At 33.6% G+C, this 21,673-nt stretch carries 30 protein-coding genes and 1 pseudogene; 20 read left to right on the forward strand and 11 right to left on the reverse strand.

Features of this window, described 5'->3' with window-relative positions:
- The gene (locus tag BAQ48_RS16185) at nucleotides 1-1,248 is read left to right on the forward strand and encodes a glutathionylspermidine synthase family protein (protein ID WP_071711890.1); all 1,248 of its coding nucleotides are present in this window, start codon (nucleotides 1-3) and stop codon (nucleotides 1,246-1,248) included.
- Between the two features lie 59 nt (nucleotides 1,249-1,307).
- Here the strand turns inward: BAQ48_RS16185 and BAQ48_RS16190 are convergent, their stop codons facing one another.
- Nucleotides 1,308-1,757 (reverse strand): hypothetical protein, encoded by a 450-nt coding sequence (locus BAQ48_RS16190; RefSeq protein WP_071711891.1) that lies wholly within the window; start codon nucleotides 1,755-1,757, stop codon nucleotides 1,308-1,310.
- Between the two features lie 173 nt (nucleotides 1,758-1,930).
- On the opposite strand from BAQ48_RS16190, the gene BAQ48_RS16195 reads away from it, so the two are divergent.
- From BAQ48_RS16195 to BAQ48_RS28285, 12 genes are all read left to right on the forward strand, one after another.
- Complete coding sequence (locus BAQ48_RS16195; RefSeq protein ID WP_131800851.1) at nucleotides 1,931-2,731, forward strand: AAC(3) family N-acetyltransferase; 801 nt, start codon at nucleotides 1,931-1,933, stop codon at nucleotides 2,729-2,731.
- Between the two features lie 12 nt (nucleotides 2,732-2,743).
- Nucleotides 2,744-3,433, forward strand: a complete 690-nt coding sequence (locus tag BAQ48_RS16200) for a phosphopantothenoylcysteine decarboxylase domain-containing protein (RefSeq protein WP_071711893.1) — start codon at nucleotides 2,744-2,746, stop codon at nucleotides 3,431-3,433.
- A 120-nt stretch (nucleotides 3,434-3,553) separates the two neighbouring features.
- Nucleotides 3,554-4,027 carry a tetratricopeptide repeat protein gene (locus tag BAQ48_RS16205; RefSeq protein ID WP_071711894.1) on the forward strand — a complete coding sequence of 158 codons (474 nt, stop codon included), beginning with the start codon at nucleotides 3,554-3,556 and terminating at the stop codon, nucleotides 4,025-4,027.
- Nucleotides 4,028-4,039: 12 nt separating this feature from the next.
- Entirely contained in the window at nucleotides 4,040-5,104 is a 1,065-nt protein-coding gene (locus BAQ48_RS16210; protein ID WP_071711895.1) for a hypothetical protein, read from the forward strand.
- A 128-nt stretch (nucleotides 5,105-5,232) separates the two neighbouring features.
- Nucleotides 5,233-5,742, forward strand: coding sequence for a ribonuclease FAU-1 family protein (locus BAQ48_RS16215; RefSeq protein WP_071711896.1), 510 nt, complete (start codon nucleotides 5,233-5,235; stop codon nucleotides 5,740-5,742).
- Nucleotides 5,743-6,178: 436 nt separating this feature from the next.
- On the forward strand, nucleotides 6,179-6,769 hold the full coding sequence (locus tag BAQ48_RS16220) for a TetR/AcrR family transcriptional regulator (protein WP_071711897.1): 591 nt from the start codon (nucleotides 6,179-6,181) through the stop codon (nucleotides 6,767-6,769).
- Complete coding sequence (locus tag BAQ48_RS16225; protein ID WP_071711898.1) at nucleotides 6,766-7,494, forward strand: hypothetical protein; 729 nt, start codon at nucleotides 6,766-6,768, stop codon at nucleotides 7,492-7,494. The genes BAQ48_RS16220 and BAQ48_RS16225 overlap by 4 nt, the downstream gene beginning before the upstream one ends.
- Before the next feature lie 227 nt (nucleotides 7,495-7,721).
- The gene (locus BAQ48_RS16230) at nucleotides 7,722-8,477 is read left to right on the forward strand and encodes an ABC transporter ATP-binding protein (protein WP_071711899.1); all 756 of its coding nucleotides are present in this window, start codon (nucleotides 7,722-7,724) and stop codon (nucleotides 8,475-8,477) included.
- 17 nt (nucleotides 8,478-8,494) lie between these two features.
- Nucleotides 8,495-9,481: an aliphatic sulfonate ABC transporter substrate-binding protein gene (locus BAQ48_RS16235; protein WP_071711900.1), complete on the forward strand. Its 987-nt coding sequence runs from the start codon at nucleotides 8,495-8,497 to the stop codon at nucleotides 9,479-9,481.
- A gap of 16 nt (nucleotides 9,482-9,497) precedes the next feature.
- A complete protein-coding gene (locus BAQ48_RS16240; RefSeq protein ID WP_071711901.1) occupies nucleotides 9,498-10,346 on the forward strand; it encodes an ABC transporter permease in 849 nt (282 codons plus the stop codon).
- Nucleotides 10,347-10,422: 76 nt separating this feature from the next.
- Entirely contained in the window at nucleotides 10,423-11,535 is a 1,113-nt protein-coding gene (gene ssuD / locus BAQ48_RS16245; protein WP_071711902.1) for an FMNH2-dependent alkanesulfonate monooxygenase, read from the forward strand.
- A gap of 144 nt (nucleotides 11,536-11,679) precedes the next feature.
- A complete protein-coding gene (locus tag BAQ48_RS28285; RefSeq protein WP_001290205.1) occupies nucleotides 11,680-11,772 on the forward strand; it encodes a putative holin-like toxin in 93 nt (30 codons plus the stop codon).
- Between the two features lie 228 nt (nucleotides 11,773-12,000).
- Here BAQ48_RS28285 and BAQ48_RS16250 read toward each other — a convergent pair whose 3' ends face one another.
- On the reverse strand, nucleotides 12,001-12,822 hold the full coding sequence (locus BAQ48_RS16250) for an HNH endonuclease (RefSeq protein ID WP_071711903.1): 822 nt from the start codon (nucleotides 12,820-12,822) through the stop codon (nucleotides 12,001-12,003).
- A 149-nt stretch (nucleotides 12,823-12,971) separates the two neighbouring features.
- Here BAQ48_RS16250 and BAQ48_RS16255 point away from each other — a divergent pair, with 149 nt between their 5' ends.
- Nucleotides 12,972-14,057 (forward strand): AI-2E family transporter, encoded by a 1,086-nt coding sequence (locus tag BAQ48_RS16255; RefSeq protein ID WP_071711904.1) that lies wholly within the window; start codon nucleotides 12,972-12,974, stop codon nucleotides 14,055-14,057.
- A 236-nt stretch (nucleotides 14,058-14,293) separates the two neighbouring features.
- Here BAQ48_RS16255 and BAQ48_RS16260 read toward each other — a convergent pair whose 3' ends face one another.
- From BAQ48_RS16260 to BAQ48_RS16285, 6 genes are read right to left on the reverse strand one after another with little or no spacing between them, the layout of a single operon-like run.
- On the reverse strand, nucleotides 14,294-14,434 hold the full coding sequence (locus BAQ48_RS16260; RefSeq protein ID WP_071711905.1) for a YrzI family small protein: 141 nt from the start codon (nucleotides 14,432-14,434) through the stop codon (nucleotides 14,294-14,296).
- A 27-nt stretch (nucleotides 14,435-14,461) separates the two neighbouring features.
- Nucleotides 14,462-14,602, reverse strand: a complete 141-nt coding sequence (locus BAQ48_RS16265) for a YrzI family small protein (RefSeq protein ID WP_071711906.1) — start codon at nucleotides 14,600-14,602, stop codon at nucleotides 14,462-14,464.
- A gap of 26 nt (nucleotides 14,603-14,628) precedes the next feature.
- On the reverse strand, nucleotides 14,629-14,772 hold the full coding sequence (locus BAQ48_RS16270; RefSeq protein WP_071711907.1) for a YrzI family small protein: 144 nt from the start codon (nucleotides 14,770-14,772) through the stop codon (nucleotides 14,629-14,631).
- A gap of 26 nt (nucleotides 14,773-14,798) precedes the next feature.
- Entirely contained in the window at nucleotides 14,799-14,942 is a 144-nt protein-coding gene (locus BAQ48_RS16275) for a YrzI family small protein (protein WP_071711908.1), read from the reverse strand.
- Between the two features lie 28 nt (nucleotides 14,943-14,970).
- Complete coding sequence (locus tag BAQ48_RS16280) at nucleotides 14,971-15,114, reverse strand: YrzI family small protein (RefSeq protein ID WP_000142706.1); 144 nt, start codon at nucleotides 15,112-15,114, stop codon at nucleotides 14,971-14,973.
- 27 nt (nucleotides 15,115-15,141) lie between these two features.
- Nucleotides 15,142-15,282 (reverse strand): YrzI family small protein, encoded by a 141-nt coding sequence (locus tag BAQ48_RS16285; RefSeq protein ID WP_071711909.1) that lies wholly within the window; start codon nucleotides 15,280-15,282, stop codon nucleotides 15,142-15,144.
- 440 nt (nucleotides 15,283-15,722) lie between these two features.
- Here BAQ48_RS16285 and BAQ48_RS16290 point away from each other — a divergent pair.
- The 6 genes and pseudogenes from BAQ48_RS16290 to BAQ48_RS16315 form a co-directional block, all read left to right on the forward strand.
- Nucleotides 15,723-15,842 (forward strand): annotated as a pseudogene (locus BAQ48_RS16290) (DUF4825 domain-containing protein); the annotation flags it as partial.
- A 121-nt stretch (nucleotides 15,843-15,963) separates the two neighbouring features.
- Nucleotides 15,964-16,344 carry a GntR family transcriptional regulator gene (locus BAQ48_RS16295; RefSeq protein ID WP_071711910.1) on the forward strand — a complete coding sequence of 127 codons (381 nt, stop codon included), beginning with the start codon at nucleotides 15,964-15,966 and terminating at the stop codon, nucleotides 16,342-16,344.
- Nucleotides 16,341-17,213, forward strand: a complete 873-nt coding sequence (locus BAQ48_RS16300) for an ATP-binding cassette domain-containing protein (protein ID WP_071711911.1) — start codon at nucleotides 16,341-16,343, stop codon at nucleotides 17,211-17,213. The genes BAQ48_RS16295 and BAQ48_RS16300 overlap by 4 nt, the downstream gene beginning before the upstream one ends.
- Nucleotides 17,210-17,881 (forward strand): DUF4052 family protein, encoded by a 672-nt coding sequence (locus tag BAQ48_RS16305; RefSeq protein WP_071711912.1) that lies wholly within the window; start codon nucleotides 17,210-17,212, stop codon nucleotides 17,879-17,881. Before BAQ48_RS16300 ends, BAQ48_RS16305 begins: the two co-directional genes overlap by 4 nt.
- A 39-nt stretch (nucleotides 17,882-17,920) precedes the next feature.
- Nucleotides 17,921-18,400 (forward strand): CcdC family protein, encoded by a 480-nt coding sequence (locus BAQ48_RS16310; protein WP_071711913.1) that lies wholly within the window; start codon nucleotides 17,921-17,923, stop codon nucleotides 18,398-18,400.
- 124 nt (nucleotides 18,401-18,524) lie between these two features.
- Nucleotides 18,525-19,034, forward strand: a complete 510-nt coding sequence (locus tag BAQ48_RS16315; protein WP_071711914.1) for a 2'-5' RNA ligase family protein — start codon at nucleotides 18,525-18,527, stop codon at nucleotides 19,032-19,034.
- A gap of 14 nt (nucleotides 19,035-19,048) precedes the next feature.
- Here BAQ48_RS16315 and coaW read toward each other — a convergent pair whose 3' ends face one another.
- The 3 genes from coaW to BAQ48_RS16330 all read right to left on the reverse strand — a co-directional run bounded on the left by coaW (nucleotide 19,049) and on the right by BAQ48_RS16330 (nucleotide 21,619).
- Nucleotides 19,049-19,870, reverse strand: a complete 822-nt coding sequence (coaW, locus tag BAQ48_RS16320; RefSeq protein WP_071711915.1) for a type II pantothenate kinase — start codon at nucleotides 19,868-19,870, stop codon at nucleotides 19,049-19,051.
- Nucleotides 19,871-19,964: 94 nt separating this feature from the next.
- Nucleotides 19,965-20,363 carry a 3-hydroxyacyl-ACP dehydratase FabZ family protein gene (locus BAQ48_RS16325; RefSeq protein WP_071711916.1) on the reverse strand — a complete coding sequence of 133 codons (399 nt, stop codon included), beginning with the start codon at nucleotides 20,361-20,363 and terminating at the stop codon, nucleotides 19,965-19,967.
- 56 nt (nucleotides 20,364-20,419) lie between these two features.
- Nucleotides 20,420-21,619 (reverse strand): LL-diaminopimelate aminotransferase, encoded by a 1,200-nt coding sequence (locus BAQ48_RS16330; protein WP_071711917.1) that lies wholly within the window; start codon nucleotides 21,617-21,619, stop codon nucleotides 20,420-20,422.
- Between the last annotated feature and the right edge of the window lie 54 nt (nucleotides 21,620-21,673).

Genomic DNA, 21,673 nt, shown 5'->3' on the forward strand with positions numbered 1-21,673 from the left:
ATGTATACAGAACAAGAACAGAAAGAGTATATGAAAGTATGGTTTTCACTCGCAGAAGAGGCTGGTCGACATGGCTTTACTTGGCCGAGTCTTCTGGAGAAGGAAGAATGGAATCAATATATGGCAACAGGAATGTATCGTATGCCGGTAAACACATATATTGCTATTTCAAAAGCGACAGAAGAAATTATGTATGTGTTATATAGAACGTATCAATTTATTGTAAATACGACAGAAGATTTTCAAAAACTTGGATTTCCGCCCGAAACGTGGGAAATTGCGAGAATGAAACATACTGGGTTGTTTTCATATTTTACAAGGTTTGATTTTATCGTAAATGGTGATGATGTTAAATTAATAGAAGTAAATTGTGACACACCAACAGGGTACTTAGAGCCGTCTGTCGCAAATGAAGTGTTATGCCGTTATCATGATGTGAATCATCCCAATCATATTGAAGAGCATATTGTACAGGCGTGGGAACAAATTAAGCATGACTATAATATAGGGCCTGCAGAGACGATATATTTTACTAGTTACGATTGGCACGATGAAGACCGTCAAACAGTTCAATTTTTAAGAAGTTATTGCTTAAATCACCCTACGGAATATGTGGGAATTCAAGATATCGTCGTTGCAGATGATGGTATATATACGCCGAGCGGAGAAAAAATCCAATATTTATATAGACTGTATCCCATTGAATATTTAGTTTCAGATGTCGATAAAAATGGAAAAAGAATTGGACTTCAGTTTTTAGATCATATAGCGCAAGGAAGAGTCACAATTATTAATCCACCGGCTGCTTTTCTTATGCAAAATAAAAGTGTACTTGCATTAATTTGGCAATTTTTCGAAGAGGAAGTTTTCTTTGAGAAAGAAGAGCGAGAAATTATTAAGAACTACTTTCTACCAACATATTTTACAAATAAACCATTTTTAGAAAGAAATGAATCGTATGTTTCCAAACCTTTATACGGACGGGAAGGTGGCGGAGTATCTATATACGATAATGAGGAACTATTAGCTGAAGATAAAACGGAGTATTATTTTGAACAACGGAAAATATACCAGCAATACATAGAAATGCCTGACTACACCATTGATACTTGGGATGGCCCATACACTGGTAAACTATTAATTGGTTCACACTGTATTAGCGGGAGAGCTGCGGGGTTATTTTTACGTGTAGGTGAGAAAATAACGGGAAACTTATCAATGTTTACGGGGCTTACAATCGAAGGATAAAGTAAACAAAGAGCTCATCATTTGTGATGAGCTCTTTGTTTATGTATAAAAAAGCTTTTTTATTGTTGTGATGTAAAACCTTCATCTTTCTTCATTTCAAAGATCTTCTTTCCGTCGCCATCTACAATTTTAATAGAGTTTCTAAGTTTTGGTACACCAATATACAGTACAGGATTTTCATCTTTTCCTTTACCTTTTTCAATATGTAATACGATAACAGATGTGCCTTTTTCGTCTTTTATTTCTTGTACTGTAATTTTATCGTTTTTATATTCTTTTCCAAATGCTAAATAAACCATTCTTTGTCCTTCGCTAATACTACCATTCGAGTAATGAACCATAGTTGGGTCTTCTTGTGCTTTTTCATATAAATTTGATGGGCCATATCCACCTTCATTATATCTTGATTTTTCTAATACCCAATAACTTTCATAGTCATCTTGAATCGAAACACATGCACTTAAGGAAATGAGCCCAAATAGTAGAATAGAGAATAAAAATTTATTCATTTGTTCACCTTCTTTTAATATTGTAAACACAATTAAACTATATCTCACGTGATAATATTACCATTTTTATAGATATGAAAAATGATTAAGTTAAAAATTGAGAAAAATATGATAATATATTTATGTATAAGTTTAAATTTTAATATATAGCTAGTGGGGGAACCGTTATGAAAATAAATGAAATAGTAGCGAATACACAATTTCCAAATACAATTGAATCTATTACAAAAGATTTAAAGGCATTAGGAGTCAAAAAAGGAATGACAATTATCGTTCATTCTTCATTAAGTTCGATTGGATGGATATCTGGTGGCGCGGTTGCGGTAGTAGAAGCGTTAATGAAGGTTGTTACAAAAGAAGGAACGCTTATTATGCCTACGCAATCGTCAGATTTATCCGATCCGAAACATTGGTCAAGACCACCTGTACCTGAAGAGTGGTGGCAGATTATCCGTGATAACGTCCCAGCATTTGATCCACGTATAACACCAACAAGGGGCATGGGGGAAATAGTTGAATGTTTCCGTACATATCCGAATGTAGTGCGCAGTAATCATCCATTAGGAAGTTTTGCTGCATGGGGAAAACATGCAGAGGAAATAGTAAGGGATCATTCGCTATCAATGAGCTTTGGAGAAGAATCCCCATTAAGAAAAATATACGATTTAGATGGACACATATTATTAATTGGTGTTGGCTATGATTCTAATACGTCTGTACATATATCTGAAGTACGTTCTGGTGCACGTGAGTTAATACAAGTAGGAGCACCAATTTTAGAAAACGGTGAAAGGTTATGGAAAGAGTTTGTTGATATGAATTACGATTCTGATACGTTTGTAGAAATTGGTGTACAGTTTGAGCAAAAAGGAACTGTAACAAATGGAAAAATAGGCAACGCAACGTGTCGTATTATGAAGCAACGTGATATAGTTGACTTTGGAACAGAGTGGTTTCGTAAGAAAAATCAGTAAGGGATGGTTACAATGAAGGGGAAAAAAGTATTAATTACGAGCGGTGGTTGTTTAGAAAAATGGGACCAAGTACGCGGACATACAAATATGGCAAAAGGAACAATCGGAAGAATAATCGCGGAAGAACTTATAGTAAAAGGGGCACATGTTATATACTTACACGGTTATTTTGCTGAGAAACCAAGCGATGTACATAGAGGATTAGAATTACACCCATTTGAAGGAATAGTTGATTTACAAGATAAAATGAAAAGTATCATTACGCATGAAAAAGTCGATGCGGTCATTATGGCAGCGGCTGGATCAGATTGGGTTGTGGACAAGATTTGCGATCAAGATGGGAATGTTCTTGGTATGAATGGGAAAATTTCAAGTGATATAGCGCCGATTATACATTTTAAAAAGGCGCCGAAAGTATTAAAACAAATTAAAGAGTGGGATCCAGAAACAGTACTCGTTGGTTTTAAACTTGAAAGTGATCTAAATGAGGAAGAACTGTTTGAAAGAGCGAAAAATAGAATGAAAGAAGCAAAGGCGAATGTAATGATTGCAAATTCACCACATTCTTTATATTCGCGCGGGGCTGTGCACTATATAATTGGTCAAGATGGTAACGGTAAGTTATGTAATGGGAAAGATGAAACAGCGAAAGAAATTGTCAAAAGCTTAGAGATATTATGTAGTCGTATTACTGCTTTGTAAAATTTAATTTTTAGATAAGAATGAATCTGCATAGTATATAAATGAGCGAGACTTTAATCGAATGTGAAGCGTAAACCAATCAAGATCTATACAGAGAATAATTGGTGAGGAGTGGGTTCTATGGAACATTTATTAAAGCAAGCTATTAAACTTCGGGACGAAAAGAAATATGCGCAGTCCAGAGAGATACTTATAGGATTAACACATTTTACAAGGGATGCAGAAGTGCTTTATCAATGTGCTTGGATACATGATGTAATGGGTCTTGAAATAGATGCTGTGCCGTATTATGAGCAGGCAATTGCAAACGGCCTTGAAGGAGAATCACTTTGCGGTGCTTATATTGGTCTTGGCAGTACATATCGTTGTATAGGTGAATACGAAAAGGCAATTACAGTATTAGAAGCTGGGGTTAAGAAATTTCCAGAGAACGATCCAATGAAAGTGTTTTTATCATTAGCCAAATATAACGTAAACGATCACGAATCCGCAATGAAGTTATTACTAGAAACTGTCATAAAAGTAGAAGAGGTAAAAGAATTTGAACGTGCCATTTCATTTTATAAAGACCGTTTAAATGAGGTTTTTAAATAGAGGAGTGACCGTATGAACGTATCCATATCGCGAAAGCGAAAAGGAATTTGGATGGGGCTCGTATCTTTCATTATGTTATCAAACTATTTATTGTATGCCCTTCCAATAGTACCAGCCGCACCGAAAGAAGTAGTGCTTGGTTCATTATTAGATTGTATGTTTGTAATTCCAGTCATCACGTATTTCTTAATTATTCGAAAGAGATATTCATTAACGTATATATGCCCTGTTGTAATAGCTGGTTATATATTTGCCAGGTTTATTATTCCAAGTGACTATTTACAAGATTTTTCATACGTTTCTTATATTATTGTTGCGGGAGAAATTGTATTTGTATGCTTAGAATTATTCCTTCTGTATAAAATTGTTAGAATGTTCCCTAACATAGTAAAAAGATATAAAGAATATAAAAGAGAGTATTTTTCATTTTCTTATGCGATTGAAGCAGCGTTTGACGCTACTATGAAAAGGGGAAAATTAGTAGATGTCATTGTAACAGAGTGTAAGTTAATCTATTATGCATTTTTATCGTGGCGTGTAAAAGTACCAGAAGATGAATCTGCGTACTCATATCATAAAAAGACTGGTGCTATAGGTGTTTATATTATGATTATCCATGCAACAGCAATTGAAAGTATCGGTTTTCATTATCTGCTTCATCAATGGAGTCCAGTGGTAGCTTGGATTTTACTCATATTAAACATATATGCAATGATTTATTTTATAGCTGAAATACAAGCGATGCGTAAAAATCCAATTGTTGTAACAGAAGAACTAATAATCATTCAAATTGGATTAGGAAAGAAAGTTGAATTGCCATTTACACAAATTGATGATATTGCGTTCTACAAAGGAGAGTCCTTAAAAGCAAAAGAAGAAAAAGAGGTATTGGATGCAACTGTTATGGAGTTCATAAAAGAACCTGCTACTTTTGAAATAACACTAAAAGAGCCAGTGAAAGCACAATTATTATATGGATTTTCTAAAACAGTAAGTCGTGTTCACTTAAATGTTGATGAAGAACGGAAATTTTATGATGCGGTTACTGAAAGGTTAAAACATATGAATGGTGGATAGTGAAAAACTCCTTCTAAATAAGAGGGAGTTTTATTGTGTAATTGTAGACGACATAATATAAAGACTTCTTTATCACTATATAAATCGATATAATTAAGACTAGAATTAGCATAAGGGGAAACAAAATAATGAATAAATTACAAACAGCAAAAAGTGAAATTATAGAAAGAAAAATTCGGTATGACTCGACAATAGTAGATCACAATTGCTTAATACTTGAAAAGAAATCGCAGAGCATCATTTTATTTCATGAGGTGCAATATTCATTTACGATGACTACACATGATTCGAGTTTAACAATACCGAAAGGAAGTTACACCATTGCATACTATTGGGAAAATCGTCCGTACAATTTATACATATGGAGAGATAAGAATGGAATGTATTTAGGCTCTTATTTTAATGTTGTAAAAAATACGCAAATAAGAGACGAACTAGTGTCATTTGAAGACTTAATTATTGATATTTTGGTATTTCCAAGCGGAGAATACTTTATTTTAGATGAAGATGAATTACCGGAGCCTTTAGAGAATTTTGAGGGTGGTTATGTGGCTGAAGCTCTTTATGTATTAAAGGAAATAATTCAAAAATCGCTTCCTCAAATGATTGAAGAGACAGAAATGGTGCGGCCAAAATAAAGTGTAATCGATTTGAAAAGAAAATATGTATTTAATGAAATTGAGTAGTCTTAAGTTATATGAACTAACTTTTTGGATAAATCTAAAGTTAGAAGCATATTTCTTGGGGTTACTCTTTTTTATAGGGATTTAGTAAGTGAAGAAATTACAATACATTTACGAATATGTATGCTTAGTTTTGAAACTGATTTTACATTTTTATCCCGCTTTAATGGGCAATAAGACCCCCACCTCAAAATTCAGCGAAAGCAAAGAAGTTAGGTGGGGATCAACTGCCCATAAAAGTCCGATTGGTTCAACTAATAATCAGTGGGGGATGAAGAAAACCCCCACTGATTAAAGTTTCACTTTATTAAAAAAGATTGACTGAATTAAGTTCAGTCAATTATGATTGAATCAGATTCAGTCGTGAAAAAAACATACTAGGAGATGACCTATGAAAAGAATATCAAAAGAACCAGATATAAGAAGGCAAGAGTTAATGGATATTGGCTTTGAACTATATATGAAAAATGGTATGAAAGGATTTGGCATAAAAGATGTTGTGAATCATGCTGGTGTAGCAACGGGCTTATTTTATTATTATTTCAAGTCTAAAGAGAATTTTGTTGATGAAGTATTAAATGATTTTATTGTGAAAAATATGGAGTTAATTGAAGAAATACTTATTTCGAATGAACGGTCTGTCATGCAAAAGATGAAAGCTTCTCTAAATATATTTTGGACATTTATCGAAAAATTAGCACCTTATAAAAATGTGAGTTCGTTTCAGACGGAACAACATTTTCAACTGGAACAGAAATTATTTACGCGGATGCAGCCATTAATTCGACACGTAATCGAAGAAGGGGTGAAAACTGGGGTTTTTAATACTGATAACTCATTATTAGCATCAGGATTTATTTTATACGGTCTTAGCAGTATTGCTCATTCAGAGGTGAATTTGAATCTAGATACAAAGCAAGAAATGATTAATTTAGTATTAAATACACTACGATACGATCAAAGCGAAGGAGAATGTATATGAAAATTATTATCACTGGAAATAATATTTCGAATGAACAACTTACAAAGTGGAAAAGAGAGCGTATTAAAAAAGTTTTAAATACATTAGGACATAAAGAAACAGAGTTAAATGATACAGACGTTATGATCAAAAAACTAACGGAACTAAAGTTAAATTATTCATACAATAAAATGTATGCTAAGTTAAAATCTAAACTTAAATTAAGTGAAATGGGTATGCGTATTTGTACTGTTTTATCTGGCGATAGACGAAAGTTTTCAAAAACAAGTATATATTTAGACGGGATTACAGCAGAAGAAGCGATAAATGGAATTGATAGTTTTATGCTTGAACAATCACGTGAAAATGATCAAGTGAATTTATCAGCTTGTCCTGATCACTATGTACTAAGACCCTTTGGGGAAAATGAATTAGAGGTTATCGAAACTACTGGTAATTCTCCGTTTCCGGTTCAATTTTTTATTGTTTATGGTGACGAAACGGGATTGAAGACGCCTAGAGATAAGTCTTATCAATACCAATCAACAGGTGTAGCACGTATGAAAGACGGTACTACTATTGGTGGAGTTCGACATCAATTCAAAGATACAGATACTGGAATAGAAGTAAGTCTAGTTGTAGAGTTTCCAGCACTTTGTCCTAATAGCCTTATTAAATCGCATCAAATGCATTTGGCATGTGAGTTTTCTTATTGGCTACAGTGGATTAAGGACCGTAAAAAATAGTTTTCAAATAAACAATAGTCAAGATGTTCAAACAAATCATATGTATGTTTTAATAAAACCTAGTTGACTTATCGGAAATATTTGTATAATATGTACTTAATTCCATAACGTATTGCTGATTGGAGAAACCAAAGGCATTTTATCAATAGATAAAATGCCTTTGGTTTTTTTATTGCATAAATACTGAATCTGTTCATTTAGATGAATCATTTCAAGGAGGGGGAAAAGTGACTGTTTCAATTGATGGGGTATCAAAATGTTTTTCGAAACAAACTGGTACTGTTCAAGTATTAGAAGATATTAATTTCCAATTAGAAAAAGGGGATTTTATTACAGTAATCGGTCCGAGTGGTTGCGGAAAAAGTACACTATTAAAAATTATTGCGGGTTTAGACAGCGATTTTGAAGGTGAAGTCATTATTGATGGGGAGCACATAACAAAACCGAGTAAGAAGCAAGGGTTTATATTTCAAGAACACCGTCTGTTTCCATGGTTAACAGTCGAAGAGAATATTGCAGCTGATTTGTCATTAAAAGATAAGTATGTGAAGGATAAGGTAAAGGAATGGGTTGAAATTGTTCGGTTAGACGGTTTTGAAAAATCATATCCGAAAGAAATATCAGGCGGGATGTCACAGCGTGTTGCGATTGCAAGAGCGTTGTTAAGGGATCCGAATGTATTATTGCTTGATGAACCATTTGGGGCACTTGATGCGTTTACCCGGAGTCATTTGCAAGAAGTACTGCTCAACATTTGGGAACAAAAGAAGACGACAATGATATTCGTTACACATGATATAGACGAAGCCATATATCTTTCGAGCCGAATTGTCATTATGAGTGCAAAGCCTGGAAAAATACATAAAGTGATTGAAAATAATTTACCTTATCCGCGTAGTAAAACTTCAGAGTCATTCCAAGAGATTCGTAAGAAGGTATTACAGCAGTTTGAGCATGGGGGATTGATTCAAACAAGTATATAGGGAAAGAGTGATTATATATGTATAAAAAATTCAAAGGTCTTTCTTTTGCTTTAGCTATATCTTTATTTTTATTCGGATGCGAAAAAAGCACAGCAAGTAGTAAGAAGGAAGATGTAACAGTACAAATTGGTATACAGCAAGGATTAAGTCCACTATTACTCGCGCAGAAAAAAGGATGGTTTGAAGAAGAGTTTAAAAAAGAAGGCGTTAAAGTGAAGTGGACAGAATTCCAAAGCGGCCCTCCTTATTTTGAGGCTATCGCATCAAACCGATTAGATTTTGGTGAAGTTGGAAATTCTCCAGTCATTTCAGCGCAAGCAGCAGGTATTGGATTTACCGAAATTGCCAATACAAGTTACGCGAGAAAAGGAACAGGAATTCTCGTTCCAAAAGATAGCAAGATTACGAGTGTAAAAGATTTGAAAGGTAAAAAAATAGCGGTAGCAAAAGGAAGTAGCGCATTTAATTTATTATATCGCGCGCTAGATAAAGAGGGTATCGATGCAAAAGATGTAAATGTCATCCAGTTACAACCAGATGAAGCGCAGCCTGCATTCGAATCAGGATCAGTAGATGCATGGGCAATTTGGGATCCTTTTATATCGTTACATACGGTAAATAAAGGAGCGAAAGTGATTGCAGATGGTGAACTATTAAATGTTTCTTCCCCGGAATTTTTAATTGCGAGAACAAAATTTGCGAAAGAGCATCCGGAATTAGTTGAGAAATTTCTCAAAGTTTATGAAAAAGCACGCGTATGGCAAGATGAAAACTTAGATGAAGCGATAAAAATATATACTTCTGCAAAGAAAATAGATGCAGAGATTGTAAAAGAAGTGTTTAATCACGACAAACCTATTTTAGTTCCAGTTACGAAGGAAATAATAGCGGAACAGCAAAAGACAGCAGATTTTCAATATAAGCTTGGTTCTATCAAGAAAGAAATTAAAACAGATAATGTTGTAGATAATTCTTTCGTAGAAAAAGCGTTAAAGGCGAAGTGAAAAGAGGTTTTGTAAATTGGAAAATACGAAGGCTGTTGTGAAAAGGGCGAGTATAACGATTGGCAAAAGTAATGTGAAAAAAGTGCGAAAAACAAATGTAAAAGTGTTAGTAAGAGCGATCACTATACCAATTATCGTATTAATAATTTGGCAGTTAGCCGGCGTATTCGATCTAGTTTCTAAAACAGTATTACCAACGCCGTTGGATATATTTCTAGCTTTTCAAGAACTTATAAAAACAGGAGAGTTATTCGGTCATTTAAGTATTAGTGTATTCAGGGCTGCGGCTGGTTTCTTTATTGGCGGGAGCTTAGGAATTATTTTAGGAACGATTGTTGGATTTTCAACGAGAAGTGAGCAATATTTAGATCCCTCAGTACAGATGTTAAGAACTGTACCTCATTTAGCTGTTGCACCGCTTTTCGTATTATGGTTCGGATTTGGCGAAACATCGAAAGTGTTATTAATTGCAGACGGGGCATTCTTCCCTTTATACGTAAATGCATTTTTAGGTATTAGAGGTGTAGATTCAAAGTTATATGATGTTGCGAGAGTGTTAGAGTTTAATAAACGAAAATTAATTACGAAATTAATTTTGCCTGCAGCATTACCGAATTTATTACTTGGAGCACGTTTGTCTTTAGGCGTTGCATGGGTCAGTTTAGTAGTAGCAGAACTTATGGGATCTACAGAAGGTATTGGTTATATGATTATGGATGCAAGGCAATTTTCAAATACAGATATCGTATTTGTTGGAATTATTATTTTTGCATTCGTTGGGAAGTTTTCTGATTCCCTCGTACGTTTACTAGAAGTGAAGTTTTTAAGATGGCGAGATAATTTTAAAGGGGAAATAGGGAATTAATATATAAATTATTAGGGGTAATTTATATAGAGTGTATTAGTTGACGTTTCAAAACAATTAAGGGGTGTGTAAAGGTATGGAATTATTATGGTTTATTCCGGCGTATGGAGATGGTCGATATTTAGGAACGACTAAACGAGGAAGAGCAGCTGAGTATGGTTATTATAAACAAGTTGCACAGGCAGCCGATTATTTAGGATATACAGGTGTGTTACTTCCAACTGGTCAAGGATGTGAAGACCCTTGGGTGTTAGCATCAGCTCTTGCTGCTGAAACAGCGAAGTTAAAATTTTTAGTAGCGGTTAGACCAGGACTTATGTCACCAACAGTTGCAGCGAGAATGGCTTCTACATTTGATAGAATTTCAGACGGCAGACTTCTAATTAATGTAGTAGCTGGAGGAGATCCGGTTGAATTGCGAGGTGATGGATTATATCTTGAGCATGATGAAAGATATGAAGCAGCGGATGAATTTTTAAAAGTATGGAAATCGACATTGCAAGGTGAAACGATATCTTTAGATGGAAAACATATTAAAGTTACAGATAGTAAAGTTGTGTTCCCGCCAGTTCAAACACCGTATCCTCCTATATATTTCGGTGGATCATCATCTGCTGGAAAGGAAGTTGCAGCAGAACATAGTGATGTATATTTAACGTGGGGCGAGCCACCAAAGCAAGTAAAAGAGAAAATAGAAGAAGTAAGAAAACTGGCAGAAGAGAAGGGGCGTACAGTACGATTCGGCATTAGGTTACACGTAATCGTAAGAGAAACAGAAGAGGAAGCATGGGAAGAGGCTGAGAGGTTAATTCAATATGTAGATAACGAAACAATTGAACTTGCTCAAAAGACATTTGCAAGATATGATTCAGTTGGTCAAAAACGGATGACCCATTTAAATAAGGGCACGAGGGAGTCATTAGAGATAAGTCCTAACTTATGGGCTGGTATTGGTCTTGTAAGAGGTGGGGCAGGCACTGCGCTTGTAGGAGATCCGTATACAGTAGCGAAAAGGATAAAAGAATATGAGGCGTTAGGAATTGATACATTTGTTTTATCAGGATATCCGCATTTAGAAGAAGCATATGAAGTAGCGGAATTATTATTTCCATTATTGAAAGACGAGAAGAAACAAGAAAATAAAATCGTTGGTGAAATGATAGCTGATGCATATGCATTAAAAAAATAGTGAGAAATAAAAAACTCGCAAGTTATTAAGCTTGCGGGTTTTCGTCGTAAACAATTAATAAATATGGTAAAATTAAGAGGTAACTTATGGTACGGTTGGTTGTTCAATTATCACTTCTCCAAATTAGGAGGGGGGTGATAATACATGAGTGAAATTACGTTGTTACTGCAAGGTGGACTGTTTCTCGTTGCATTGTTAACGTTTATTGTCGTCTTAATTGACAAGCTCAAAAAATAACAACCCACCTATGCCTATAGAATGTGGGTTGTTTTGTTTGTAAGAAACAAATAGGATAAATGAACAATCCAATCTGCTAAGTTACGTGGACTAGTGTGTAGCCGCACACTAGTCTTTTTTATTTATATACAATTTATAATTAGATTATGTGATTGTATTGTTCTTTTCATAATCATTATAACATAGTGTCTTTTCATCAAGAAAGGAGACCGTATGTTCTGATTTCGGTTATATAGAAGGAGTTTTTTCTTTAAATAGCTCATCCATATACTGTTTTAAACTTTGGACATAAAATTCCTGCCTATTTACGTTATTTACACCGACAATTGGTGATGGAAGTTCATATCGTTTTTCTGATAAATGAACGACAACGTCAAAGATATCAAATAGACGAATGAAACAAAATAGGCCGTCTTTATCGCTTAATAAAATAAAATAATGGTTTTCACTATTTGTATTTAATGTATTCCATAGTGAACTTTTACTTAAGTCACGAACAATGCTCTTTTCTTTTAATTCCATAAAATCGGCATTTGATAGAATGTTAGAGATATCAATTGCATCGGGATCTTCAAAGTAACCATCAACTGTTTGTACACCAAAAGTATAGGCCATTTTTAATACACTCATTTTGTATTTGCGGTTATCTAAAAGTAATTCACGTTGAATAGAGCTAGCTACTTTCGTTACACGTTCTTCTTTCCAAATTTCATTATGTAGTGAAATATCGTGCTTTTTACATAGTTTCATAATTAATGCATTAGAATAAAGTATTTCATCACTTACTTCAACAACATCTGTCTCAGCCGCCGCAAGTTCCTCGCCGTGTTCATTCGTATAGAGAGGGGAGTCGATTTGTTTTTTCATTTGCTCAATCTTATATTGACTTAATTTATGCCTAATTAAAGGGCGATCAATATTTGTTGTCATTTGTTCATGACAAGTATCACAAATTGAGTTTGTGAAATAATATCCACATAATATTTCTGGAATGACATATTGTTCACTAAGTTCTTTCGTATCTTTTCTGCAAATGATGCATTGTGTCATATTTATCACCTTTACCTGCAAATTTGTATGTAATCTCATTGTAGTGTATTTATTGGCATTTTGGAATATTGTAAAGGAAAATATTATGTGAAATTCATGTTTATTTTGGTACAATATAAAGAAGTGCTAGTTTAAAGGAGGACGTTTTTTTGAAATCGAAAGTGCACTTTTGGACATTAGAAGTGCTGATGGTTGTAGGAATCATATTTATTTGCACAAAAATATCGTTTCTATTTCAACCGATCGGTATCTTCATATCAACATTATTTTTCCCAATTTTAATAGCGTTATTTTTATACTTTGTATTTAATCCTTTGTTAGTCTTTTTGGAGAATAAAAAAGTTCCTAGAAATTTAGCGATTTTACTACTATATCTTTTTATAATCACATTAGCTGGGGTTGCTATTGGAGTAGTTGTTCCAACCATCTCACAACAGTTAATGGATTTAGTAAAAAATATGCCAATGTACATAAAAGAGGGGAAAATATACATACAAGAGTTATCCCATCATAGATTTTTTGAATGGATATCTACACAAAACTACGTTTCCATTGAAACAATTGAAAAAAATGCGATTGAATCTTTAAAGGAAATACCGAACACAATTACGTCGAGTGCAACGGCTGTCTTTGGAATCATCACGAATGTTGCGTTAGTTATATTTACAGTACCTTTCATATTATTTTATATGTTTAAAGATGGACACGCCTTTCCAGGGAAAGCAGTTAGTCTATTACCTGAGTCTTACAGAGAAGAAGGACTTCGTATTATAAAGGAAACGAATGAAACATTATCTGCGTATATTCAAGGGCAATCGCTCGTTTGTATATTTGTAGGTGCTTTTACTTTTATCGGTTATTTAATTATCGGTTTACCGTACGCTTTCGTTTTAGGGATTATTGCAGCATTTACAAATATTATTCCGAACTTAGGCCCATTCATCGGTGCAGCACCAGCTGTAATTGTAGGTTTGTTCGTATCTCCAATGCAAGCGTTGTACGTAATAATTATCGTAACAATTGTACAGCAGTTTGAAAGTAACATTATTTCACCACGTATAATGAGTTCAAAATTAAATATCCACCCGTTAACAATTATTATATTAATTTTAGGGGTAGGTAACTTCGCAGGAATTATCGGAATGATTTTAGCAGTGCCAGTTTACGCAGTAACAAAAACGGTTGTTTCGAACTTAGTGAGATTGTTCAAGACGAAACGAAGTAATCGAAAATAGTATATGTTGAGAAAGATACACCATTTTTTAAGTGGTGTATCTTTTTGTTTAAAAATATTTAAAAGTGTATGAATGAGATGTTATTATATATTTTTTATATATCAAATGTAGCAGGAAACTCGTGTGACATATGCTTTATAAAGCTATGTGGAATCTCTCTGAACTATCCAAATCATTTCTTTACACCGTGCTATCGACATCACAATCGACTCCTTTCAATTTATATATTTAAACGATTAAAGGTGAGTGTAGTACTTACTTCTACGATCACGAATTTCATCAATAATTTGTTTATATTGTTGCTCTCGTTTTAATTCATTTTGAGATATCGTTTCTTTTTGAATCGTAATAGTTAAAAAGAAAAGGTGAAACTTCATATGTGAATTCCTCCTTTCAAATCGGAATTACAGATGACTACAGTAATGGCTTTGTCTTTCTTTTACATTATCCATAGCCTGATTAATTTGTCGTTCATGAAGCATGTCAGCCTTAGACAATTTGTTTTTTTGAATGGTAATGGTTAAAAAGAACACTTTAAATTTCATTGGATTTTTGCTCCTTTATAAGTGATTTAGAAAAGACGATTGTAAAAAGAAGATTGAAGTTCTTTAACTTCGTCCATAGTATTTTGAACGTGTTGTTCATGTAAAACCTCATTTTGTGAAAGTTTACGTTTTTGAATAGTAATAGTTAAAAAGAATGCTTTAAATTTCATTAGAATGTTGCCCCTTTAGGATTTATTTAGAAAAGACGGTTGTAAAGGGATGATTGAACCACTTTAACTTCGTCCATAGTATTTTGAACGTGTTGTTCATGTATAATCTCTTTCTGTGAAAGCTTACGTTTTTGAATAGTAATAGTTAAAAAGAATGCTTTAAATTTCATTAGGTTATTGCCCCTTTAAAATATATTTTTAACACATTTGTGTATAGTATGAACTTTTAATGTCCGTTATTTTATCCATAGTGTGTTTTAATTGTTGGTTACGAATGATTTCATCTTCAGATAATGTTTTTTTCTGAAGTGCAGTCGTAAAAAAGAAAATATGAAAAGTCATAAATGAATTCCTCCTTTCGAAAAGGAATTACAGGTGATCACAATACAGCACTTGGCGCTCCTTAACATCATTCATAGCATTTTCAATCTGCTCATTATGAAAAATTTCAGCTTTGGAAATTGTATTTCTTTGAATCGTAATACTTAAAAACAATACGCTAATAGTCATCGAATGTTGCTCCTTTCTTTAAAAAATAATGTAAGAGACTAAAAAATCGCACAAAAAAGCCACAGGAAGATATAGTTCTCCTATGGCCAGGCGTGAAAAAGCCACAGGAAAGTATACGACCTCCTGTGGCGAATTTATGAATTAATTGAGATAAAGTACGATTTTCAATTCTCCGTTAGGGTGGTCGAATTCATATTTAATTGTCCAGAAAACACAGGTGCAGTCAACGCTAAAGTTAATGCATGTAATTGTAATTTCATCATTTTCTTCGACCTCCTTTTAGAATATTTTTCTTACGTTAGTAAGTATATACAATTAATGGATAATTGTAAACATAAAAATTGAAAATTTTTAATTTTGATTAAAATGCGTATGTTTTAAAGGGATTTGACGAGAAGTTTTGTATTTAACGAAATAGCGATAAAAATGGGGGATGCTAAATGAAATATATGCATCGTAATGTGGTTGTTATGCTAACAATTTTTTTATTTATGACTACTTGTTCTAAAGGAGAAAGAATAAAAGAAATATCTGATGTTGAAACTACAAGTTTTTTTAAGGTAATCATTTTTAAACGAATGATTACCTTTTTTTGTATAAGAAATTTATGGAAAACTAAAGTTCTATGTGATATGGTTAATTACATAAGTAATGAACCTATGAACCTAAGGTGGTGAAATTGTGAAACCTACTCTGGAGCAAAACAAATTAATATACATACAAATTGCAGAAACCATTGAATCTGATATTTTAAAAGACATATTGCTTGAAGAAGAACAAGTTCCATCAACAAATCAATTTGCGAAGATGTTACAAATAAATCCAGCTACTGCAGCTAAAGGGGTAAATGTATTAGTGGATGAAGGGATTTTATATAAAAAGAGAGGGATCGGGATGTTTGTTGCAAAGGGAGCGAAAGAAGTTGTACTAAAAAAAAGACAAAACACTTTTATGACCGAATATTTACCTAAAGTGTGGGAAGAAGCGAAAGTGCTAGAAATATCAAAAGATGAATTGATGGATATGATTCAAAAAGTCACGAAGGAGGAGAAAGAGGGATGATTGCACTTGAAACGTTAGAGTTAACGAAAAAATATAAAAAGAAAATAGCTGTAAATGATGTAACGATTTCTTTGGAAGAGCATAAAATATATGGTTTGCTTGGAAGGAACGGAGCAGGGAAAACGACTTTATTAAACTTACTGGCAGGACAAATTATTTCGAGTAGTGGAAGTGTATCTGTATTTGGTGAAAGTGTATTTGAAAATAGTAAAGCAATGCAAAGTATTTGTTTTGTTAGAGTAAAAGAAGAAGCTCATTTAAGTTATAAAGTAAAAGAAATTTTTAAGATGTGTAGCATGTTTTATAAAAATTGGGATGGAGCTTATGCTGAAGAACTGGCAAATAAATTTCAGCTGAATATGACAGAGAAATACCATAAACTATCCCATGGTATGCAAACAGTCGTAGGAATTATTCAAGGGCTAGCAAGTAGAGCACCAATTACTATTTTTGATGAACCAACTACAGGTTTAGACGCAGCACACCGTGAATTATTTTATTGTCTACTACTAGAAGATTACGGTGAGCATCCACGAACAATTATATTGTCAACACATTTAGTAGAAGAAGTAACTCATGTTATTGAAGATGTGATAATCATCAAAGAAGGAAGATTAGTTGTTCAATCCTCGGTGGAAGATTTATTACAACAAGGTCATATTATTTCAGGGCAAAAAGATAAAGTGGACGAGTTCTCAATCAATAAAAAAGCGTTAGAACGAGAAGTTTATGGAAATAAGGGCATTACTGTCATATGGGAAGAATTGTCTAATGAAGATTATGACTCTATTGAAAAATTAGGATTAGTAGTTGATGGAATAACATTACAAAAACTATTTATACACATAACTGGCGGTGAATTGATATGACGATATTAATGAAGCAGTTAAAGTTACATATAAAATTTCACTATAAAGCAATATTAATATTTTGGATGGTAGCTTTACTCATTAAAGGAACTATGAATGCAGCTCATTTATATGAAATAGAAATTGGCTATATTCCTGAATTTATCGCTAATCCTTCAATAGCGATTATGGTGTTTATCGTAGGGAGTGTTTTCATTATTCAAGATGATTTATTTCGTTTAGCTGTTTCATTTGGTGTAACGAGAATACAATATTTTTTCGGAGCCATTTGTTACATTGTAATGCAATCCGCATTGTTTTCATTTCTTCAAGTATTGCTTTTACAAGATTTAAAATATAATGTAGTACATGTTAACTTTTGGGAGCAATCGATACAACAGTTTATTTTACAACTTTTATTTTATGTTACGACAGCATGTTTCTTTCAACTAGTAGTCGTGTTTAAGCAAAGATTTAAGTGGATCGGTCTTATGATTGGTGGGACGCTTTTCTTATCAATGAATAGTGTACTTTATGGAGAAGCCGGGATAACAGGTTTAATATTTACAAACGATGCATCTTTAATAGACATTCCTTATTTTACTGTTATTTCAATCGGATTAACTATTCTTTATATCATAACTAGTAGCATATTTATTCGTAAAGTTTCATTTGAACAAACAGTTTGAAATATTGATAGATTATTATTTTAGAGAGAAGGAAAGTATATGGGAGACACTTCTTCACTAATAACTGTCTTTTTATGTATTGCACTACTAATATTTTGGCGTCGTTATCGCTCTATGTATAAGCCAATAAAAGGCACAGGAAAACGTATTTTGTGGCCATTACTATTTTTAACTCCAGGTATTGTATGGTTTTTTGGTCCCGTACATCCAGCTATCTTACAAGTAATATTAGCAGCATTAATTGGGGTTCTTTTCGCTGTACCACTTATCGTTCTAACAAATTATGAGCGAAGAGATGATGGGAATATTTATACGAAAAAAAGTGCAGCTTTTTTAATTACTTTTATTGCACTTATTATTTTAAGATACGGTTCAAGACAATATATTGTTGATTTAGATCAACAAACGATCGGTTTATTATTTTACGTTGTTGCTGTATCATATATCATTCCGTGGAGAATTGCGTGTTATATTAAGTTCAGGAAAGTTTGGCGGGAAAATAATACTCATGCTATGTAAGAAAAAACGTCTCTTTCGAGAAGTTTTTTTCTTTTTATATGTAATTGAAATCATTTGTTGAAGTGCAAGCTGACATACAATATTATAAATATAAAAAAATTGAGGGGAAGTAGGGTGGATATAAATGCGTACGATTTTACTTTTTCTAAATAACATACCCATCAATGAAATAGAGAACATTAGACAAAAACATGATCCTTTATTTGGATTAATTCCACCGCATATAACGATCGTATTTCCATTTAAGAGTAATATTTCAAATGATGAATTAAAATCTCATATTTTGAATTTATCAAAAGAGGTAGGCAAAATTGAAATTGAGTTTGCAAATCGTACCACTAGTGTAGGAAACTATTTATTTTTGGAAGTGAAGAAAGGGAAAGAACAAATAGAAGAACTACATGATATCCTGTATACAGGACCTTTATTACAATTTTTGAATGAAGACATTCCGTACATACCACATATAACAGTCGGCAGAAAGACAAGTGCCGAGTTAGCTGCTGAAGTAGTTAAGGATATGCCTAGTTTTCATAAGAAGTTAAATTGTGTGATTGATAGAATTAGTGTAGAACGAATCGGAGAGAACGGGGAATCCATTATTGAATTTGAAGTGCCATTACAAAAAAGCTGACAAAAGTCAGCTTTTTAATTTTGTACATGAAGTAATGTACCAATCGCACCGCTGTAACCATCATCTTGTAGGAAGACTGGTATTTTATTTTGATATTCTGTGTAACTACGAATAATATTTTGAAGGTGTACGTTATGACATAAAGTCGAACCGATATAGATAATATGTCCCATGTCTTTCGTTTCGGCAAATTGGAGGCTTAATGCGGTAACGACCTCACCTACAAGCCCTTGAACGGTTGCGATTATATCTGACTTACTAAAATTCGAGTTTGTATTGGTTGCTTTCCCAAAGTTACTAGCTGTTAAGTTAGTATCAATAGGGGAGAGAATATTACCGTAAATATCTCCGACTGTAATGTCTAAATCTTTTCTAGAACCTATTTTTGTCAAAGGGATTACATCTTCAAACTGATCTATATTTGTTAATAGTTTTGAAAGTCCCATAATTGTGCCACCGCCAACCCCAGTTCCACCGGCGCGAATATATTGGTCATTATAAACGTAATGGATGGAAGTACCTGTACCGATATTTGTTAAAATAAAGTTGTTTATAGAATGTTTTTCTTTCTTTAATATGTATCGGACACCAGCAAGAGTAGCTTCAAATTCGTTCAGTTCAACTACTTTATATGAATCTGAAAGTAGTTGTTGTAATTGTTTTGCTTTTCCACCCGTAATACATATTTGTTTCATTCCATTGATGTTCTTAAGCCAATCAATAATTTTATCTTGTTCAAGTGAATAAAATTTTTCAAAAGCTAATTGTTTGTTTTCGTCAAAATAAGCAATTTTCGTTAATGTGCCTCCAGCATCGATACCGACTATACTTTCCATTTTCCTACTCCCAACTATGTAATATGTTTATCCTGTTAATTTCGATCAGACCGGTTGGCGGGGGATAGATAACCCGGACCGAATTAAAAGTCACTTATTCTGCTTGATATATTAATAGCTTTTCTATAGTTACAATCAGCTGATTATTAACCGTTGCAGTACCTTTACCGAGAATAAAACCTCGGCGATTGCGAGTTAGCTCATAATGCAAATCAAGTTTATCAGCGGGATATGCTTTTCCGTGGAATGCAACTCCATCTAAAGAGGAGAGAAAGCCTAATCCTTCAGAATCGCTTGTATGTACAAATGCACTAAGCTGAGCCAGTGCTTCCACAATTAACATATGAGGCATATGTTTTTGATTATCATTTATAAACCATTCGTTATTTGTAATGAGTTTGTATCCTGTAACGGATTCACCTTGTTTTATGTTTGTTACTTTATCAATCATTAAAAAAGGATAACGATGGGGAAGTGTATCTTTAACATACATATGAAAGTACCTCCAATGAATAATACCCCTGCTACAGTTAAGCAGGGGAGTTACCATTAATTTTTAACTAATTCATTTACTTTTTCAAGAGAAAAAATGCCGCTATTTCTAATGTTTTCAACAACTTGTTGTAACACTTCTTTATCTTGAACGAGTGCAATACGTACAAAGCCTTCACCGTGAGGTCCGAATGCATGACCTGGCGTAACAACGACATTCGCACGATCCATTAATGCATAAGCAAATTCTATAGAAGTCCAGCCTTTTGGAATTTCGGCCCAGACGAACATACTAGCAGCTGGTTTATCGACATTCCACCCAAATGTACGGAATCCATCGACTAAAGTATCTCTACGTTCTTGATAAATACCGCGGTTTTTTTCACAAAATGCAGCGCCATTTCTAAGGGCAGTGCATGCTGCTTTTTGAATTGGTAAAAACACACCGTAGTCTGTATTTGATTTAAACTGTGTAAGTGCACCAACAATTTCTTCATTTCCAATCATGTACCCAATACGGCTACCTGCTAAACTATAACTTTTTGATAAAGAGTTAATTTCAACGCCAACTTCCTTTGCGCCAGGGACTGATAGAAAGCTTATTGGCTTATTACCATCGAAATAAAATTCAGCATAAGCAAAGTCATGGACAACAATAATATTATGCTTTTTCGCGAACGCGATGACCTCTTTAAAGAAATCTTCGTGAGCCATTGCTGGAACTGGATTTCCTGGGAAGTTTAAAATCATCATCTTTGCTTTATCGGCGATTTCTTCCGGGATGTCTTGTAAGTTAGGTAGGAAATCATTGTCTTTCGTTAAAGGCATGTAGTAAGATGTTGCTCCAGCCATTTGAATTCCTGTTTCATAAGCTGTATATCCTGGATCAGGAACTAATATAATATCTCCCGGATTCGCATAAACCATAGGTAAATGAACGAGTCCGTCCTGTGAACCCATTAATAATAAAACTTCTTTATCGGCATTTAATATAACATTATGAATGTTGTTGTAATATTCAGTTACAGCTTCGTGAAATTCTTGAATACCACTTAATGTGTATCCGTAGCTTTCTTTTTCACTCGCTGTATGTACCATTTCTTCTCTTACAAAGTCAGCAGGTGGCATATCAGGATTCCCGATACTTAAATCAATCATTTTGTGACCTGCTGCAATCTTTTCTTTTTTATACGCCCCTAATTCACTAAATATAGAAGATTGGAATGCTTTCATTCTAGTTGCTAACGTGTATGTCATCAAAACCCCTCCTAAAAACAGTGTTTTCTTTCTGCGTTTTTAATAATTCTGAAA

This window comes from Bacillus luti, from assembly GCF_001884105.1.
In the GTDB taxonomy this organism is placed as follows: Bacteria; Bacillota; Bacilli; order Bacillales; family Bacillaceae_G; genus Bacillus_A; species Bacillus_A luti.

What these genes read in the sequence shown, in the direction of transcription:
- BAQ48_RS16185 (WP_071711890.1), top strand. Translation starts at nt 1, where the DNA reads ATGTATACAGAACAAGAACAGAAAGAGTATATGAAAGTATGGTTTTCA.
- BAQ48_RS16190 (WP_071711891.1), bottom strand. Translation starts at nt 1,757, where the DNA reads ATGAATAAATTTTTATTCTCTATTCTACTATTTGGGCTCATTTCCTTA.
- BAQ48_RS16200 (WP_071711893.1), top strand. Translation starts at nt 2,744, where the DNA reads ATGAAGGGGAAAAAAGTATTAATTACGAGCGGTGGTTGTTTAGAAAAA.
- BAQ48_RS16205 (WP_071711894.1), top strand. Translation starts at nt 3,554, where the DNA reads ATGGAACATTTATTAAAGCAAGCTATTAAACTTCGGGACGAAAAGAAA.
- BAQ48_RS16210 (WP_071711895.1), top strand. Translation starts at nt 4,040, where the DNA reads ATGAACGTATCCATATCGCGAAAGCGAAAAGGAATTTGGATGGGGCTC.
- BAQ48_RS16215 (WP_071711896.1), top strand. Translation starts at nt 5,233, where the DNA reads ATGAATAAATTACAAACAGCAAAAAGTGAAATTATAGAAAGAAAAATT.
- BAQ48_RS16220 (WP_071711897.1), top strand. Translation starts at nt 6,179, where the DNA reads ATGAAAAGAATATCAAAAGAACCAGATATAAGAAGGCAAGAGTTAATG.
- BAQ48_RS16225 (WP_071711898.1), top strand. Translation starts at nt 6,766, where the DNA reads ATGAAAATTATTATCACTGGAAATAATATTTCGAATGAACAACTTACA.
- BAQ48_RS16235 (WP_071711900.1), top strand. Translation starts at nt 8,495, where the DNA reads ATGTATAAAAAATTCAAAGGTCTTTCTTTTGCTTTAGCTATATCTTTA.
- ssuD (WP_071711902.1), top strand. Translation starts at nt 10,423, where the DNA reads ATGGAATTATTATGGTTTATTCCGGCGTATGGAGATGGTCGATATTTA.
- BAQ48_RS28285 (WP_001290205.1), top strand. Translation starts at nt 11,680, where the DNA reads ATGAGTGAAATTACGTTGTTACTGCAAGGTGGACTGTTTCTCGTTGCA.
- BAQ48_RS16250 (WP_071711903.1), bottom strand. Translation starts at nt 12,822, where the DNA reads ATGACACAATGCATCATTTGCAGAAAAGATACGAAAGAACTTAGTGAA.
- BAQ48_RS16260 (WP_071711905.1), bottom strand. Translation starts at nt 14,434, where the DNA reads ATGAAGTTTCACCTTTTCTTTTTAACTATTACGATTCAAAAAGAAACG.
- BAQ48_RS16265 (WP_071711906.1), bottom strand. Translation starts at nt 14,602, where the DNA reads ATGAAATTTAAAGTGTTCTTTTTAACCATTACCATTCAAAAAAACAAA.
- BAQ48_RS16270 (WP_071711907.1), bottom strand. Translation starts at nt 14,772, where the DNA reads ATGAAATTTAAAGCATTCTTTTTAACTATTACTATTCAAAAACGTAAA.
- BAQ48_RS16275 (WP_071711908.1), bottom strand. Translation starts at nt 14,942, where the DNA reads ATGAAATTTAAAGCATTCTTTTTAACTATTACTATTCAAAAACGTAAG.
- BAQ48_RS16280 (WP_000142706.1), bottom strand. Translation starts at nt 15,114, where the DNA reads ATGACTTTTCATATTTTCTTTTTTACGACTGCACTTCAGAAAAAAACA.
- BAQ48_RS16285 (WP_071711909.1), bottom strand. Translation starts at nt 15,282, where the DNA reads ATGACTATTAGCGTATTGTTTTTAAGTATTACGATTCAAAGAAATACA.
- BAQ48_RS16300 (WP_071711911.1), top strand. Translation starts at nt 16,341, where the DNA reads ATGATTGCACTTGAAACGTTAGAGTTAACGAAAAAATATAAAAAGAAA.
- BAQ48_RS16305 (WP_071711912.1), top strand. Translation starts at nt 17,210, where the DNA reads ATGACGATATTAATGAAGCAGTTAAAGTTACATATAAAATTTCACTAT.
- BAQ48_RS16310 (WP_071711913.1), top strand. Translation starts at nt 17,921, where the DNA reads ATGGGAGACACTTCTTCACTAATAACTGTCTTTTTATGTATTGCACTA.
- BAQ48_RS16315 (WP_071711914.1), top strand. Translation starts at nt 18,525, where the DNA reads ATGCGTACGATTTTACTTTTTCTAAATAACATACCCATCAATGAAATA.
- coaW (WP_071711915.1), bottom strand. Translation starts at nt 19,870, where the DNA reads ATGGAAAGTATAGTCGGTATCGATGCTGGAGGCACATTAACGAAAATT.
- BAQ48_RS16325 (WP_071711916.1), bottom strand. Translation starts at nt 20,363, where the DNA reads ATGTATGTTAAAGATACACTTCCCCATCGTTATCCTTTTTTAATGATT.
- BAQ48_RS16330 (WP_071711917.1), bottom strand. Translation starts at nt 21,619, where the DNA reads ATGACATACACGTTAGCAACTAGAATGAAAGCATTCCAATCTTCTATA.